Below are 15,706 nucleotides of genomic sequence, written 5' to 3' on the forward strand. Positions count from 1 at the left end.
GGCCCTGCTCGACCTCGACCACTTCAAGCGCTTCAACGACACCCACGGCCACCAGGCCGGCGACCGGCTGCTGGCCGGGGCCGCCACCGCCTGGAGCCTGGTGATCACCTCCGGCGACATGCTGGCCCGCTACGGCGGTGAGGAGTTCGTGCTGCTGATGCCCGGCCGCACCCTGGACGACGCCGAGCACCTGCTGTCGGCGCTGCGCCTGGTCACCCCGGAACAGCAGACCTTCTCGGCGGGCCTGGCCCGCTGGGACGGCCGGGAGAGCCCCCTGGAGCTGCTGCGCCGCGCCGACACCGCGCTCTACGCCGCCAAGGACGCCGGACGCGACCGCACCATGCGGGCCGGCCTGCCGGCCCGCTCGCCGGTCAAACCCCCGCCCGTGGGAAGGCACCGCGCCCCCGGCGGGCCGTCCTGAAATTGTCGGCGGGCCGTGCGAGGCTGACGGGTGGCCAGATGAGCGGCGCACCGTCTCCCGTCTGCGGAGGCCACGGGGCGCCGCCCGTCACGTACGGACCTCGAAGGAGCATGTCATGCTCACCACGCAGTACGTCCCCGGCGCTCCCAACTGGATCGATCTCGGCTCTCCCGACGTCGAGGCCTCCGTCTCCTTCTACCGGGGGGTGCTCGGCTGGGACTTCCAGTCGGCCGGTCCCGAGGCGGGGGGCTACGGCTTCTTCCAGACCGGCGGGAAGACCGTCGCCGCGGTCGGCCCGCTCACCGAGGAGGGTGCCGGCTCGTCCTGGATCGTCTACTTCCAGACCCCCGACGCCGACGCCACCGCCAAGGCCGTCGAGCAGGCGGGCGGCACCGTCCGCGCCGCGCCGTTCGACGTCTTCGACAACGGCCGGATGGGGCAGTTCAGCGACCCGGCCGGGGCCCGGTTCGCGGTCTGGCAGCCCGGCGCCACGAAGGGCCTCGACGCCGTCACCGAGCCCGGCTCCCTGTCCTGGACCGAGCTGTACGTCCCGTCCCCCGACGCCGTCCGCCCGTTCTACACGGCGGTCTTCGGCTGGCGGATCGAGGACACGCCGTTCGGCGACGCGACCTACATCCTGGTGTCGCCCGCCGAGGGCGAGGGCGACGACGCGAGCATCGCCGGCATCATTCCGCTCCAGGACGGCACGCCCCACTGGCTGCCGTACTTCGAGGTCGCCGACTGCGACGCGACGGTCGCCAGGGCCGGGGAGCTCGGCGGCACCGTGGTCGTGCCCGCCGCGGACGCCGAGGGCGTCGGCCGCTTCGCCTCCCTCACCGACCCGCACGGCGCGCGGTTCGCCGTCATCACCAGCGCCGCCGGTTGACCGGCGCCCCGGCTCAGGCTCCGGCCCGGGGAGCGTCCCCGCCGGGAGGCCTCCGGTCCGGGGTCAGGCGCCGCCCAGCTCCCGCAGGATCGCCCGGACGGCCTGGTCCCGGGCCCAGGCCGCGTCGCAGCCGGGCAGCCCGAGCAGGACGTCGTTCGCGAGGCTGTCCATGATCCGGCACATCCGCGTCGCGTGGTCCTCGGCGTCGCCGATCGGACGGAAGACCCCCTCGCCGATCCCCCGGGTCACGATCCCGGCCAGCTCCCGCACCCAGGTCCCGGTGAAGCCGGCGATCCTGGTCAGTGTCTGCGCGTCCGTCGGCGGCCGGGCGATGACCTGCGCCCACAGCCGCCACCGCACGTCCGTGGCGCTCACGGGGAGGTAGAGCTCCACGAACCGGCCGACCGCCTCGCGCGGGCCGGCGACGGAGGCGAGTTCGGCGGTGCGGCGCTCGGCCAGCTCGTCCTCACTGAGCAGCAGCGTCGAGACCAGGATCCGGTCACGCTTGCCGAAGTAGTACATGACGTGACCGCTGCTCATCCCGGCCCGCTCGGCGATGTCCCGCACCCGCACCCGCTCCGGGCCGACCTCGTCGATCGCCAGCAGCGCCGCCCGGAGCACGTGGGCCCGCACGTCGGGGCGTTCCAGCCGCGCCGCGGCCCTTCGCGTGGGGGCTTCCCGAGTGGAGGCTTCCCGATCGGCAGTCATAGGTGACACCGTACCGGTTTAGAATGCTGCTCTAAGTTTGAAGGAAGTTCTAAAGGGGGCGGTTGTGCGGCTGACACCTACCGAACGCGACCGGCTGCTGCTGTTCACCGCCGCCGAGCTGGCGCGGTCCAGGCGGGCGCGAGGGCTGCGGCTGAACGTGCCGGAGGCCACCGCGCTGATCGCCGACGCGGTCTGCGAGGCCGCCAGGGACGGTGCCCGGCTGGCCGGGGCGATCGAGGCCGGGCGGGCCGTGCTCGGCCCGGACGACGTGCTTCCCGGCGTGGCCGACATCGTGACCGAGGTGATGGTCGAGGCCGTCTTCGACGACGGGACCCGGCTGGCCGTGGTGACCGATCCGATCGGGGGCGGTTCCCTCGGCGCGGAGGCCCCCGGCGCCGTGATCGAGCCGGTCCCCGCGGCGGAGGTCCCCGCGGCGGAGGTCCTCACGGCGGGGGAAACCGCCGTCCACACGGGCGTCACGACCCGCGCGGGCACCGCCGTCCACACCGACGGCCCGGCCCCGGCGACCGGCGGGGCGAGCGGTGCGGACGACGAGGCGGAGGTCGAGGTGGTCAACACCGCGACCGTGCCGATCAGCGTCACCTCGCATTTCCACTTCTTCGAGGTCAACCCCCGGCTCCGGTTCGACCGGGGCGCCGCCTACGGGCGCAGGCTCGCGATCCCGGCGGGCTCCACGGTCCGGTTCGATCCGGGCGAGAGCCGTACCGTCCGGCTCGTCCCGATCGGCGGGGCCCGGGTCGTGATCGGGTTCGCCGGGCTGGTGGACGGGCCGCTGGACGCTCCGGGGGCGTTCGAGCGGGCGATGGAGAAGGCGCGGGCCTGCGGCTATCTGGGGAGTGGCGCGTGAGCGGGCGAAGCGCAGGCATGGAGGAGCCGTTCACACGGCCGGTGGAGGGGATCTCATGAGCGTGTACGGCCCGCGCAAGGGCGACCGGGTCAGGCTCGGCGACTCGGGCCTCGTGGTCGAGGTCGAGCACGACTCGCAGAAGCCCGGCGAGGAGTTCCTCGCCGGGTTCGGCAAGACGGCCCGGGACGGGCTGCACCTGAAGGCCGCCTCGATCGGGGAGACCTGTGACCTGGTGATCAGCAACGTGCTGATCCTCGACCCGTTCCTGGGGGTGCGGACCGCGTCGATCGGCGTCCGGGAGGGGCGCATCCACGCCGTCGGCCGGGCCGGGAACCCCGACACGCTGGACGGGGTGGACGTGGTGGTCGGCACCGGCACCACGATCGTCTCCGGCGAGGGGCTGATCGCCACGGCGGGCGCCGTCGACACCCACGTGCACCTGCTGAGCCCGCGCATCATGGAGGCCTCACTCGCCTCGGGCGTCACCACGATCATCGGGCAGGAGTTCGGCCCGGTCTGGGGGGTCGGGGTGAACTCGCCGTGGGCGCTGCGGCACGCGTTCAACGCCTTCGACGCCTGGCCGGTGAACATCGGCTTCCTGGCGCGCGGATCGTCCTCCCACCCGGCCCCTCTCGTGGAGGCGCTGGCGGAGGGCGGGGCGAGCGGCTTCAAGGTGCACGAGGACATGGGGGCCCACACCCGGGCGCTGGACACCGCGCTGCGGGTGGCCGAGGAGCACGACGTCCAGGTGGCGCTGCACACCGACGGCCTCAACGAGTGCCTGTCGGTCGAGGACACCCTCGCCGTGCTGGAGGGCCGGACGATCCACGCCTTCCACATCGAGGGCTGCGGCGGCGGTCACGTGCCGAACGTGCTGAAGCTGGCCGGGGTGGCCAACGTCATCGGTTCCTCGACCAACCCGACGCTGCCCTTCGGCCGGGACGCCGTCGCCGAGCACCACGGGATGATCGTCGCCGTGCACGGGCTCAAGCCCGAGCTTCCCGGGGACGCGGCCCTGGCCAGGGACCGGATCCGGGCCGGCACGATGGGCGCCGAGGACGTGCTGCACGATCTCGGGGTCATCGGCATCACCTCCTCCGACGCCCAGGGCATGGGGCGCGCGGGCGAGACGGTCCGCAGGACGTTCGCGATGGCCGGGAAGATGAAGGCCGAGCTGGGCGCCCCCGAGCGCAACGACAACGAGCGGGTGCTGCGCTACCTGGCCAAGCTGACGATCAACCCGGCGATCGCGCACGGCCTGGCCCACGAGATCGGCTCGCTGGAGCCGGGCAAGCTCGCCGACATCGTGCTGTGGCGGCCCGACCACTTCGGCGCCAAGCCGCAGCTCGTGCTCAAGGCCGGTTTCCCCGCCTACGGCGTGACCGGTGACCCGAACGCCTCCACCGACACCTGCGAGCCGCTGGTGCTGGGCCCGCAGTTCGGCGCGCACGGCGCGACGGCCGCGGACCTGTCGGTGGCCTTCGTCAGCCAGGCCGCGGCCGTCTCGGGCGGCGACCGCATGACGACCCGCCGGCGGCGCGTCGGCGTGCGCGGCACCCGCGGGATCGGCCCGGGGAACATGGTCCGCAACTCCCGGCTCGGGTCCGTCCAGGTGGACGCGCTGGGCCGGGTCAGCCTCGACGGCGAGGAGCTCCGCTCGGCCGCCGCCGAATCGGTCTCCCTCAGCCGCCTGTACTTCCTCTGAGACCCGCCGGAGAACCCGGGTCTCCGGCGCATCCGAATCCCCGGGGCGGCCGAATCATCGGCGGTCGCTCCCCTCCGACCCTCCCGACAGGAGCCAGCACGTGTTCTTCATGCCGCCCGAATGGCACCCGCACACCCGGACCTGGATGTCCTGGCCGGTCTCCGGTTACGCCCTCACCGACCCCGAGGCGTCCTACCGGGCCTGGTCCGACGTGGCCAACACGATCGTGCGCTACGAGCCGGTCACGATGGTCGTCGACCCCAGCGAGGCCGAGTCCGCCGCCCACTGGCTGGACTCCCGGGTCGAGATGCTGGAGCAGCCGCTCGACGACTGCTGGATGCGCGACAACGGCCCGACCTTCCTGCTGGACGGCGAGGGCGGCCTGGCGGGCGTCGACTGGACCTTCAACGGCTGGGGCTGGAACGCCCACGCCAAGGACGACCTGGTGGCCGCGGCGATCCTGGAGCGGGTCGGCGCGCGCCGCTTCCGCTCGGAGCTGGTCAACGAGGGCGGCGGCATCCACGTCGACGGCGAGGGAACGGTGATCGTCACCGAGACCGTGCAGCTGGGTGAGAAGCGCAATCCCGGCTGGACGAAGGAGGGCGTGGAGGACGAGCTCCGCGCCCGGCTCGGGGTGGAGAAGGTCATCTGGCTGCCGCGCGGCCTGACCGCCGACTACGGCCGGTACGGCACCAGCGGCCACGTGGACCTGCTGGCCTCCTTCGCCCGGCCCGGCCTGGTGCTCTGCCACGTCCAGCCCGACCCGTCCCACCCGGACTACGAGGTCACCCGGGAGAACCTGGCGATCCTGCGCTCCTCGACCGACGCCAGGGGCCGCCCCCTGGAGGTCGTCGAGCTGCTCGCGCCGGAGACCACGGAGGCCGGCGGGGAGCTGGTCGACTACTCCTACATCAACCACTATCTGGCCAACGGCCTGGTCGTGCTCTGCTCGTTCGACGACCCGCGCGACGCCGAGACCGCCGAGATCTTCGCCAGGCTCTTCCCCGGGCGGGCGATCCGGCCGGTGGACGCCCGGGACATCTTCGCGCTGGGCGGCGGCATCCACTGCATCACCCAGCAGCAGCCCCGCCCCTGAAAGGTCAGCTCACACATGACAGATTCACCAGCTTCTGTCCAGCGTTTGGCCAGGTTAGGACACTCGCCGGAAAGATCTTGTCAATCCGTGCACACGCTCCGAATACTTTCGATTTGCACCATTTCCAGAGAGGAGCAGGCGTGAAGAAGGTTATCGTTCACAAGCCGGGCACCGTCGCGCTGAGCGGCGCTGCCAGCCCCAAGCACGTGGGCTGAACCGAAGTTCGCCGAACCGGCGTCCAACGGCGGACGCCGGTCCGTGGCAGGACACGACCTGACGAGACGAAACGCGAGGAGACCGGTGAGCCGGGGATCGCCCATCGCGGAGGAGACCCAGCTTCCTCCCCTGCTCCTGTCCCCGATCGACGCCGACCGGCGCCTGCGGGGCCCGTACACCGCCGGGAGCGCCATCGCCTCGGCGCTGGTGCCGGAGGCTGGGCCGGAGCTGGTCGCCCGCTACGACATCGAATTGCGCACCGTCGCCCCCGATCTGGGCGAGCTGGTCCCGGCGCGGCGCCAGTCGATAGCCGCCCGTCTCCCCCGGGCCGAGCGCATCCTGGTCCACGCCCCGCGGCGGACGCTGCGCATCGCCAACGGCCTGGCCGAGTTCGTCCGTGCGCACCTGCGCGCGACCGGCCCGCGCACCCTCGTCGTCAGGAACCTCCACGAGGCCGACCCGACCGACCGGGAGCTCCTGCGGGTGCTGCGCCGCCGGCTCGGCCCGGACCTGCTCGTCGTGGTGACCGGCGAGCAGGCCCCGTCCGGGGAGCTCGAGGAGGATCTCAGGCCCGAGGAGCACGACAAGCGCGCCGACGAGCTGGAGGCGCAGGGCACGATCGGCGCCCGGCTCGGCGCGATCCCCTACCACCGCGAGCGCGGCACCGACCCGCGCAGGGCCGTCGAGGCCCTGAGGTTCGCGGTCGAGTGGTGCCTGGACTCCGGGTACCACCACGCGGTGGCGGAGCTGGGCCTGCGCGCGCTCCCGCTGGTCGACCCGGAGACCGAGCCGGACCTCTGGTGGCGGTTCCTGCACAGCACCGCGACCGCGCTCGGCTCGCTGCGCCGCGAGGACGAGGCGGAGGCCCTGTTCGACCGCGCGAGGCGGGAGAGCGTCTCCCCCGTCACCCACGCGGCGGCGGCCTACTCCACCGGCATGCTGAAGGTCCGCCACCACGACCCGGCCGGGCGCGACCTGGACGCGGCGCTGGCCTGGGTGAACCAGGCGATCGCCATCTCCACGCTGCTGCCCGACCCGGGCGAGCGCGCCTTCAAGCTGGGCTTCGACCTCAACGGCCGGGCCCTGATCGAGGTACGGCGCGGCCGCCCGGCCAAAGCCCTGGAGCTCGTCCAGCAGGCGGTCGATCTGGCCGACAGCGGGCTCCGGCCGGACGAGCACCCGATCCACCGGCTGGTGCTCCTGGCCAACCGGGCGCAGCTCGCCATCATGCTGGGCCGCCCCGAGGACGCGCTGGAGGACCTGAACCGGGTGATCGCCGCCGACCCGGGCTACCCCGACTACTACATCGACCGCGGCAACCTCCTGTACCGGCTCGGCAGGCTGGAGGAGGCCGCCGCCGACTACGAGACGGCGATGGAGGCGGGCCCGCCCTTCCCCGAGCCGTACTACAACCGGGCCGAGATCCGCTTCTCGACCGGCGACCACGCCGGCGCGCTCGCCGACCTGGACCACGCCCTGGAGCTGGACCCGGAGTTCGTGGACGCGCTGGCCAACCGGGCCGGGTTGCTGGCGGCGCTCGGCGAGTACGGCAGGGCGCGGGCGGACGCGGAGGCGGGGCTCTCGCTGGAGGAGGGCAATCCGTACCTGCTGTGCGCGCTGGGCCAGGTGGAGATGGCGGAGGGCCGGCACGCGGAGGCGCGGGCCGCCTTCGACCGCGCGTTGGAACGTGCCCCCTCGCTCACCGCGGCCTGGGCCGCCCGGGGCGCGCTGGCCTTCGAGACCGGCGACCCGGCCGGGGCGGTCGACGACTTCACCCGAGCCCTCGAACCCGGGACGGACCCGGCGCTGCTGTTCAACCGGGCGCTGGCGCTGCGCGCGGCGGGCCGGCCGCGGGAGGCCGAGGCCGACCTCGCCAGGGCTCTGGAGCTGGACCCCGCCGACGAGGACGCCCGGCGCGAGCTGGCCTCGCTGCGCGGCGAACGACCGGCGCAGTGACGGCCCGTCAGACGGTGCTCGTCAGACGGTGCCCGTCAGATAGCGCTCGGCCAGCTCGCAGGTGCCCAGGGTGTAGCCCGCGCCGAGCTCGGCGGCGATGTCCGCCCCGGTGTGGGTGCCGATCCAGGCGACCAGCAGCAGGCGGCGGAACATGATGAACGTCCAGATCTCGGCCTCCTCCTCGGAGGGCAGGCCGAGCACGGTCCGGTACCCCCGGAGCCACGCCTCGATCATCTCCGGGACCAGGGGGTGGTGCTCGATGAAGCTGAGCGCCGCGGCGAGGTCGTAGAGGTACCAGCTGAAGCCGCAGTCGTCGAAGTCGATGACGCTGGGCGGCCCGTCCCCGGTGGTCAGCAGGTTGGCCAGGCGCAGGTCCGCGTGGATCAGGCCGTAGCGGCCGGGATCGCGGCCGAAGCGGTGCAGCCGCTCGCGCAGTTCCTTGTCCAGCCGGTCCAGTACGGCCAGCGCCCCGGGCTCCATCCCCGGCCCGTCCTGCCAGCGTCCCCAGCGGGACTCCGTCCCCAGGGCGGCCTCGTAGTCCCAGTGGAAACGGGTGAACCCGGCGGGCTCGCGCCAGGCCCGCGCGTGCCGGTGCATCCGCGCGGTGACCTCGCCGAGCAGCTCGAAGTCCTCGACCAGGCGATCCTCGGGCGGCTCCGTCCCGGGCAGGAACTCGAACATGACGCACTCGCGGGGCAGCTCCCCGGGGACGGTCAGCACCCGGGAGCCGTCCGGGGCGGGGATCGCCCTCGGGGTCCTGACCCCGGCCTCCTGGCGGAGCGCCTCCAGCCAGGCCAGCTCGGAGCGGATCGCCGGGACGGAGTGGTAACCGAGCCGGTGCACCCGCAGGATCGAGCGGGTCCCGGTCGCCGGGTCGTCCACCCGGAAGGTGGCGTTCTCCGACACGTTGATCAGTGTGACCTCGGCGTCGGGCAGGCCGTGCAGCCGCGCCGCCGTACGGGCCGTGTCGTGCACGCGGGCCAGCACGTCGCCACCGGCCGACAGGTCGTGGGCCTGCATGGGTCTCCTCCCGGACGCTCGCGCAAAGGCTCGGATCCTATCCGAGACCGCGCCGGGCGCCGCGCCGGGGTCTCAGGAGCGGAGGTAGGCCAGCACCGCCAGGACCCGGCGGTGCTGGTCGCCGTCCTCGGCGTGCAGGCCGAGCTTGGTGAAGATGCTGCGGATGTGCTTCTCCACCGCCCCGTCGCTGACCACCAGCTGCCGGCCGATGGCCGGGTTGGAGCGGCCCTCCGCCATCAGGCCGAGGACCTCGCGCTCCCGGGGGGTGAGGGAGGCGAGCGGGTCGTCGCGGCGGCGCCGTACCATCAGCTGGGCCACCACCTGGGGGTCGAAGACCGTGCCGCCGCCCGCGATCGTGCGCAGGGCCCCCATGAAGTCGTCCACGTCCACGACCCGGTCCTTGAGCAGGTAGCCCACCGCGCCCCTGGCGTCGGCGAGCAGGTCGTCGGCATAGGACACCTCCACGTACTGGGACAGGATCAGCACCGGGGCCCCCGGCACCCGCCGCCGCGCCTCGACCGCGGCCCGCAGGCCCTCGTCGGTGAAGCTCGGCGGCATCCGGACGTCCACCACGGACACGTCCGGACGGTGCTCGGCGACGGCCTCCACGAGACCGCCGCCGTCACCGACCTCCGCCACCACCTTGCAGCCGAACTCCTCCAGCAGCCTGATCAGGCCCGCCCTGATCAGCACCGCGTCGTCAGCCACGACTACCCGCACGGAACCTCCGCCACGATCACCGTCGGCCCGCCCACCGGGGAGTCCACCGACAGCTCGCCGTCCACCGCCCGGAGGCGGTCGGCGAGGCCGGACAGGCCGTGTCCCTTGGCGACGTGTGCGCCGCCGACCCCATCATCCCCGATCGTGAGCATCAGGACGCCACCGGTTTTGCTGAGCGTCACCGTGCAGACGGTGGCGTGGCTGTGCTTGGCGACGTTGGTCAGGGACTCGGCGACCACGAAGTAGACCGCGTTCTCCACCGCGGCGGGGAAGCGCTGGTCGACCTGGACGTCCAGTTCGACCGGGATGGTGCAGCGACCGGCGAGGGCGGCCAGCGCCGGCGCCAGGCCGCGGTCGGTGAGGACCGGCGGGGCGATGCCGCGCGACAGGGCGCGCAGCTCGTCCAGGGTCTCCCGGGTCGAGGTGATGGCCTCGGAGAGCATCCGCTCGACGGCCTGCGGGTCGCGCTTGAGCTGGCGCTGGGCCCGGGACAGGTCCATGGCCAGCGAGACCAGGCGCTGCTGCGGCCCGTCGTGGATGTCGCGCTCCAGCTTGCGCAGCGCGTTGGCCTCGGCCGAGACCGCCGCGGCCCGGCCCTCGGCCAGGTCGTCGATGCGCTCGTGCAGCTCGGCGACGCCGGTCAGCATGGCCCGGCTCAGACCGCCCTGGATCAGCGCCGCGCCGCGGACGACCACCGGAAGCGTGATCGCGAACAGTATGCCGATGACGGTGGTGAGGACGACCTCCATCAGGACGCTGTCGCCGAGCCCGATCAGCTCGGCCAGGCCCTCGTTGCCGGGGATGCTGGCGGTGATCCACCCGTAGATGGGAGCGGTCAGCCCGAGGATCGTCCCGGCCCACCAGGTGATGGTGACGCAGAACGTCGCGGTGGCGATCGGGAAGTTCACGATGGCGTACAACACGTCCAGCCAGGACTGGCCGCTGGTCAGCGGGTTCACCAGCCGGCGGAACGCCCCGGCGTCCCGCGGGGCGGGCCGGTAGCGCGGCCGGGCGACCGGACGGCCGAGCACCTCGGGCAGCATGCGGCGTTCCAGGTCGGCGAAGCCCCGGGCGAGCATCAAAGTGGCCGCCAGGACGGGCACGCCGATCCACACGATCACCGTCCCGACGCCGGCCGCGAGGCCGACGACCGTCAGGCAGAACGCGATCACCGCGAGAGGAAAGCCGAGCAACAGATAGCCGGTGTCGATGCCGATGCGGCGCATGAGGGGTTTCATGGAGGCAACGCTACGAGTCCCGGCGGCGGGGATCGACCCTGCCGGCAGGCATCCTGGGGTAGGGCTGGCCCTACCCCTCCCGGTGGGGTGATCTTGCCCCGAAGAGGCCCGCAGCCGTCACTGCGCCGCCCCGGGTCGCCGCGAAAGTCTCGAACCACAACGCCATGCCCCCCGTGAGGAATCGAGACGCCCGATGGCCACCGTTCTGACCCGCCCCGCGCCAGGGAGCGCCGCGCGCCGCGCGCCGCTCACGCCGCCGTCCGGCCCGCCCGCCTCGCCGCTCGCCCCCGCGCCCGGCCGGGACCTCTTCATCGACGTCCTGCGCCTGTTCGGTATCGCGCTGGTGGTGCTCCAGCACTGGAGCATGCCCGTGTTGTCCTTCACCGGCGAGGAGATCGTCACGGGGAACGCGCTGGCCTCGGGGAACGCCTGGATCATCACGTGGATCAGCCAGGTCATGCCGCTGGTGTTCTTCGCCGGGGGCGCCGCCAACGCGATCAGCCGGCGGGGCGCGGTCCGGCGGGGCGCCACGGGGCCGGCCTGGCTCGCCACGAGGCTGCGCCGCCTGGCCTGGCCGGTGCTGCCGCTGGCGGCCGTCTGGATCCCCCTGCCCCACCTGCTGCTCGCCTCGGGCCTGCCCGAGCAGCCGGTGGTCACGGCCTCGCGCCTGGCCGGGCAGCTGCTGTGGTTCCTGGCGATCTATCTCGTCGCGGTGGCGTCGACGCCGCTGATGCTCAGGCTCAACGCGGCCTACGGCTGGCGGGTGCCCGCGGCGCTGGCGGCGGGGGCCGTCGCGGTCGACGTCATCCGGTTCACCAGCGGCCTGGAGATCGCGGGATTCCCCAACATCGTCCTGGTCTGGCTGGCGGTGCACCAGCTCGGCTTCCTGTACGCCGACGGCCGCCTGCGCCGCCCGTGGATCATGGCGGTGACCGGGTACGGCCTGGCCGCGCTGCTGGTCGCGGCCGGGCCGTACCCGGGCAGCATGATCGGCATGCCCGGGGCCGCGGTGTCCAACATGGCGCCGCCCACGGTGGCGCTGCTGGCGGTCGCGTTCGGACAGATCGGGCTGGCGCTGGGCCTGCGGCGGCAGATCGTCGCGTTCGCCTCGTGGCCGGGGGTGGACCGGGTGCTCGGCTGGGCCGGTCCCCGCATGATGACGGTCTACCTGTGGCACATGAGCGCGCTGTTCACGGTCACCGCGGTGGTCGTGGTGGGGCTGGGCGTGTCCACCCCGGAGCCGGGCGGGGGCGCCTGGTTGTCGGGCTGGCCGCACTGGCTGCTCATGCTCGCGCTGGCGGCGTGGCCGATGCTGAGGGGTTTCGCCCGGTTCGAGGAGCCGCCGGCCGCGGGACCGTACCGGGGCGGGACGGTCAGGATCGCGGTGGCCACGGCGCTGACCGGGACGGGGCTGCTCCTGCTCACCATGTTCGGCTTCGTTCCCGGCGTCGCGCCCGTGATCGGCGCGGGCGCGCTCCTGGCGGGACTGCTGCTGACGTTCTCCGCGCGCACGGACGGGACCCCCTCCGCCCGCACGGACGGGACCGTCTCCGAGCGCACCGGCGGGGCCGCCTCCGGCCGTACGGACGGGACCGCAACCGCCCGTTCCGGCAGGGCCGCGTAGGCAGCCGGCGGGGCCGCGCGGGAAACTCGGGCCGCCCCGGCGGTCCGACCACCGCCGGTTGTTCGGCAGGATGGGAACCGTGAGCCTTGTAGATCGCCTGCCGGAAGAGATAGACGCCGACCCCGACACCATCTTCGACGCCTTCGTCGGGTGGAACGCCGAACGGGGCCTCACCCTCTATCCGGCCCAGGAGGAGGCCCTCATCGAGGTCGTCTCCGGCAACAACCTGATCCTGGCCACCCCGACGGGCTCGGGCAAGAGCCTGGTCGCGGCGGGCGCGCACTTCACCGCGCTCACCCGGGACATGCGGACCTTCTACACCGCGCCGATCAAGGCGCTGGTGTCGGAGAAGTTCTTCGACCTGTGCGAGGTCTTCGGCACCGAGAACGTCGGCATGATGACCGGCGACGCGAGCGTGAACCCCGGGGCGCCGATCATCTGCTGCACCGCCGAGATCCTGGCCAACGTCGCGCTGCGCGACGGCGCCCAGGCCGACATCGGCCAGGTGGTGATGGACGAGTTCCACTTCTACGCCGAGCCGGACCGGGGCTGGGCCTGGCAGGTGCCGCTGCTGGAGCTGCCGCAGGTGCAGTTCGTCCTGATGTCGGCGACCCTCGGCGACGTGACCATGTTCGAGGAGGACCTGACCCGGCGCACCGGCCGCCCCACCTCCGTGGTCAAGCACGCCGAGCGCCCGGTCCCGCTGGTCTACTCCTACCGGATGACCGCGCTCCACGAGACCCTGGAGGAGATGCTCTCCACCAACCAGTACCCGGTCTACGTGGTCCACTTCACCCAAGCCGCCGCCATGGAGCGGGCGCAGGCGCTGATGAGCATCAACATGTGCTCGAAGGCCGAGAAGGAGGCCATCGCCGCGCTCATCGGCAACTTCCGGTTCACCACGAACTTCGGCCGGGCCCTGTCCCGGCTGGTACGGCACGGCATCGGCGTGCACCACGCCGGCATGCTGCCGAAGTACCGCCGCCTGGTCGAGCGCCTGGCCCAGGCCGGGCTGCTGAAGGTCATCTGCGGCACCGACACCCTCGGCGTCGGCGTCAACGTGCCGATCCGCACCGTGCTGTTCACCGCGCTGAGCAAGTACGACGGCAACAAGGTACGGCGGCTGCGCGCCCGCGAGTTCCACCAGATCGCCGGGCGGGCGGGCCGGGCCGGCTTCGACACCATCGGCTACGTCGCCTGCCAGGCGCCCGAGCACGTCATCGAGAACGAGCGGGCGCTGGCCAAGATCGGCGACGATCCCAAGCGGCGGCGCGGCTACGCCCGCAAGAAGCCGCCGGAGGGCTTCGTCGGCTGGAGCGAGGAGACCTTCACCAAGCTGCAGGAGGCCGAGCCCGAGCCGCTGACCTCCCGCTTCAAGGTCAGCAACGCCATGCTGCTGGCGGTCATCAACCGGCCGGGCGACTGCTTCGCCGCGATGAAGCACCTGCTCACCGACAACCACGAGGACCGCAAGTGGCAGCGGCGGCATATCAGCCAGGCCATCGCGATCTACCGCTCGCTGCTGGCGGGCGGTGTGGTGGAGCAGCTGCCCGAGCCCGACGAGCAGGGGCGCAGGGCCCGGCTCACCATCGAGCTGCAGGAGGACTTCGCCCTCAACCAGGCGTTGTCGACGTTCGCGCTGGCCGCCTTCGAGCTGCTCGACCGGGAGTCGCCGACCTACGCCCTGGACATGGTCTCGATCGTGGAGTCCATCCTCGACGACCCGCGTCAGATCCTGTCCGCCCAGCTGAAGAAGGTCAGGGGCGAGGCCGTGGCGCAGATGAAGGCCGACGGGATCGAGTACGAGGAGCGGATGGAGCTCCTGGCCGAGCTCACCCACCCGATGCCCCTGGCCGACCTGCTGCTGGGCGCCTACGAGACCTACCGGCGCGGGCACCCGTGGGTGGCCGACTACACGGTGAGCCCCAAGAGCGTCATCCGGGACATGTACGAGCGGGCGATGACCTTCACCGAGTACGTCGCCCACTACGAGCTGGCCCGCTCCGAGGGCACCGTGCTGCGCTACCTCGCCGACGCCTACCGCACGCTCTCGCGGACCATCCCCGAGCACCTGAAGACCGAGGACCTGGTCGACCTGATCGAATGGCTCGGCGAGCTCGTCCGGCAGGTCGACTCCAGCCTCATCGACGAGTGGGAGAAGCTGGCCAACCCGGCCCTGATCCCCGAGGCGGAACAGGAGATCGAGACCAAGCCGCGTCCGGTCACCGGCAACCCGCGCGCCTTCCGGGTGCTGGTCCGCAACGCGATGTTCCGCCTGGTCGAGCTGGTCGCCTGGGAGCGGGAGGAGGAGCTGGCCGAGCTGGCCCCCGACGTCGACTGGCCCGCCGCGCTGGACGCCTACTACGACGACCACGACGAGGTCGGCACCGGCCCGGACGCCCGTGGCCCGGCCCTGCTCCGGATCGAGGAGGAGAAGGAGCTGTGGAAGGTCCGCCAGGTCATCGCCGACCCGGCGGGCGACGGCGACTGGGGCATCGACGCCCAGGTCGACCTGGCCGCCTCCGACGAGGAGGGCCGCGCGGTCATCCACGTCACCGGCCTCAACCGCCTGTGAGATCCCGGCGGTGAGGTGTCACCCGCGGGATTTCGGCGAGGAGGTCCCACGGGTATCTCACAGGCCGGATTTTCCGATGGCGGCGCGGGAACGGGAACCGGGAGGATGCAACCATGAGCGATGAGGCGATCAGGCAGGTTCTCGGCCTTCTCTACCAGGACGACACGTTGCGGGTGCTGTCGGCGCTGGCCCTGGAACGAGGGCCCGAGGAGTCCGGGCTCGACCGGGACGCGATGTCGCTGGCGTTGAACCGGCTGGAGCGCGGCGGGCTGGCCGTTCCGGACGGTGAGGGCGGGTGGCGGGTACGGCGCGAGCGCTTCCGCGAGCTGCTGCACGCCTCCGCCCCGCCCCCCGAGGTGCTCTCCCCCGAGGAGAAGGTGCTGCGCTCCTTCCTCGTGGACGGGCGGCTGCGGGCCATCCCCACCAAGCGGGACAAGCAGCTCATCGTGCTGGACTACGTCGCCCAGGTCTTCGAGCCGGGCGTGCGCTACCCGGAGAAGGCCGTCAACGTGGCGCTGCGCGCCTTCCACGACGACTACGCGGCGCTCCGCCGCTACCTGGTGGACGAGGGCATGCTGACCCGGGAGAACAACGTCTACTGGCGCAGCGGCGGCGCCGTGGACATCTCCCCCGGCCCCGGCGCCTGAGCGCGGACGGCCCGCAGGCCGGGGAC

13 protein-coding genes are annotated in these 15,706 nt (G+C 72.8%); 9 read left to right on the forward strand and 4 right to left on the reverse strand.

Annotation, left to right across the window (positions count from 1 at the left end):
* Together IEZ08_RS14850 and IEZ08_RS14855 are read left to right on the forward strand one after the other, a co-directional pair.
* On the forward strand, positions 1-421 hold a 421-nt coding region (locus IEZ08_RS14850; protein WP_189242332.1), incomplete at its 5' end, for a GGDEF domain-containing protein.
* A 115-nt stretch (positions 422-536) separates the two neighbouring features.
* The gene (locus IEZ08_RS14855) at positions 537-1,307 is read left to right on the forward strand and encodes a VOC family protein (RefSeq protein WP_068924323.1); all 771 of its coding nucleotides are present in this window, start codon (positions 537-539) and stop codon (positions 1,305-1,307) included.
* A gap of 63 nt (positions 1,308-1,370) precedes the next feature.
* Here IEZ08_RS14855 and IEZ08_RS14860 read toward each other — a convergent pair whose 3' ends face one another.
* Positions 1,371-2,015: a TetR/AcrR family transcriptional regulator gene (locus tag IEZ08_RS14860; protein WP_084780315.1), complete on the reverse strand. Its 645-nt coding sequence runs from the start codon at positions 2,013-2,015 to the stop codon at positions 1,371-1,373.
* Positions 2,016-2,079: 64 nt separating this feature from the next.
* Here IEZ08_RS14860 and ureA point away from each other — a divergent pair, with 64 nt between their 5' ends.
* The 4 genes from ureA (at position 2,080) to IEZ08_RS40250 (ending at position 7,856) form a co-directional block, all read left to right on the forward strand.
* The gene (ureA, locus tag IEZ08_RS14865; protein WP_189242333.1) at positions 2,080-2,883 is read left to right on the forward strand and encodes an urease subunit gamma; all 804 of its coding nucleotides are present in this window, start codon (positions 2,080-2,082) and stop codon (positions 2,881-2,883) included.
* Between the two features lie 55 nt (positions 2,884-2,938).
* Positions 2,939-4,588, forward strand: a complete 1,650-nt coding sequence (locus tag IEZ08_RS14870) for an urease subunit alpha (protein WP_068924326.1) — start codon at positions 2,939-2,941, stop codon at positions 4,586-4,588.
* 109 nt (positions 4,589-4,697) lie between these two features.
* On the forward strand, positions 4,698-5,684 hold the full coding sequence (locus IEZ08_RS14875; protein WP_068928923.1) for an agmatine deiminase family protein: 987 nt from the start codon (positions 4,698-4,700) through the stop codon (positions 5,682-5,684).
* A 300-nt stretch (positions 5,685-5,984) separates the two neighbouring features.
* A complete protein-coding gene (locus IEZ08_RS40250) occupies positions 5,985-7,856 on the forward strand; it encodes a tetratricopeptide repeat protein (RefSeq protein WP_189242334.1) in 1,872 nt (623 codons plus the stop codon).
* Between the two features lie 21 nt (positions 7,857-7,877).
* Here the strand turns inward: IEZ08_RS40250 and IEZ08_RS14885 are convergent, their stop codons facing one another.
* From IEZ08_RS14885 to IEZ08_RS14895, 3 genes are all read right to left on the reverse strand, one after another.
* Positions 7,878-8,876, reverse strand: coding sequence for a phosphotransferase enzyme family protein (locus IEZ08_RS14885; RefSeq protein WP_189242335.1), 999 nt, complete (start codon positions 8,874-8,876; stop codon positions 7,878-7,880).
* 72 nt (positions 8,877-8,948) lie between these two features.
* Positions 8,949-9,596: a response regulator transcription factor gene (locus tag IEZ08_RS14890; protein WP_068924329.1), complete on the reverse strand. Its 648-nt coding sequence runs from the start codon at positions 9,594-9,596 to the stop codon at positions 8,949-8,951.
* The gene (locus IEZ08_RS14895; protein ID WP_068924330.1) at positions 9,587-10,834 is read right to left on the reverse strand and encodes a sensor histidine kinase; all 1,248 of its coding nucleotides are present in this window, start codon (positions 10,832-10,834) and stop codon (positions 9,587-9,589) included. The genes IEZ08_RS14890 and IEZ08_RS14895 overlap by 10 nt, the downstream gene beginning before the upstream one ends.
* A gap of 193 nt (positions 10,835-11,027) precedes the next feature.
* Here IEZ08_RS14895 and IEZ08_RS14900 point away from each other — a divergent pair, with 193 nt between their 5' ends.
* The 3 genes from IEZ08_RS14900 (at position 11,028) to IEZ08_RS14910 (ending at position 15,680) form a co-directional block, all read left to right on the forward strand.
* Positions 11,028-12,458 carry an acyltransferase family protein gene (locus tag IEZ08_RS14900; protein WP_189242336.1) on the forward strand — a complete coding sequence of 477 codons (1,431 nt, stop codon included), beginning with the start codon at positions 11,028-11,030 and terminating at the stop codon, positions 12,456-12,458.
* A gap of 70 nt (positions 12,459-12,528) precedes the next feature.
* A complete protein-coding gene (locus IEZ08_RS14905) occupies positions 12,529-15,033 on the forward strand; it encodes a DEAD/DEAH box helicase (RefSeq protein ID WP_068928924.1) in 2,505 nt (834 codons plus the stop codon).
* A 113-nt stretch (positions 15,034-15,146) separates the two neighbouring features.
* Entirely contained in the window at positions 15,147-15,680 is a 534-nt protein-coding gene (locus tag IEZ08_RS14910) for a DUF2087 domain-containing protein (RefSeq protein WP_068924331.1), read from the forward strand.
* The last annotated feature ends 26 nt before the right edge of the window (positions 15,681-15,706 follow it).

This window comes from Planobispora rosea (assembly GCF_014648175.1).
Taxonomy (GTDB): Bacteria; Actinomycetota; Actinomycetes; order Streptosporangiales; family Streptosporangiaceae; genus Planobispora; species Planobispora rosea.

Coding starts and splice junctions, on each gene's coding strand:
- IEZ08_RS14860 (WP_084780315.1), bottom strand. CDS start 2,015: ATGACTGCCGATCGGGAAGCCTCCACTCGGGAAGCCCCCACGCGAAGG.
- IEZ08_RS14910 (WP_068924331.1), top strand. CDS start 15,147: ATGAGCGATGAGGCGATCAGGCAGGTTCTCGGCCTTCTCTACCAGGAC.
- IEZ08_RS14870 (WP_068924326.1), top strand. CDS start 2,939: ATGAGCGTGTACGGCCCGCGCAAGGGCGACCGGGTCAGGCTCGGCGAC.
- IEZ08_RS14895 (WP_068924330.1), bottom strand. CDS start 10,834: ATGAAACCCCTCATGCGCCGCATCGGCATCGACACCGGCTATCTGTTG.
- IEZ08_RS14900 (WP_189242336.1), top strand. CDS start 11,028: ATGGCCACCGTTCTGACCCGCCCCGCGCCAGGGAGCGCCGCGCGCCGC.
- IEZ08_RS14905 (WP_068928924.1), top strand. CDS start 12,529: ATGGGAACCGTGAGCCTTGTAGATCGCCTGCCGGAAGAGATAGACGCC.
- IEZ08_RS14885 (WP_189242335.1), bottom strand. CDS start 8,876: ATGCAGGCCCACGACCTGTCGGCCGGTGGCGACGTGCTGGCCCGCGTG.
- IEZ08_RS14855 (WP_068924323.1), top strand. CDS start 537: ATGCTCACCACGCAGTACGTCCCCGGCGCTCCCAACTGGATCGATCTC.
- IEZ08_RS14875 (WP_068928923.1), top strand. CDS start 4,698: ATGCCGCCCGAATGGCACCCGCACACCCGGACCTGGATGTCCTGGCCG.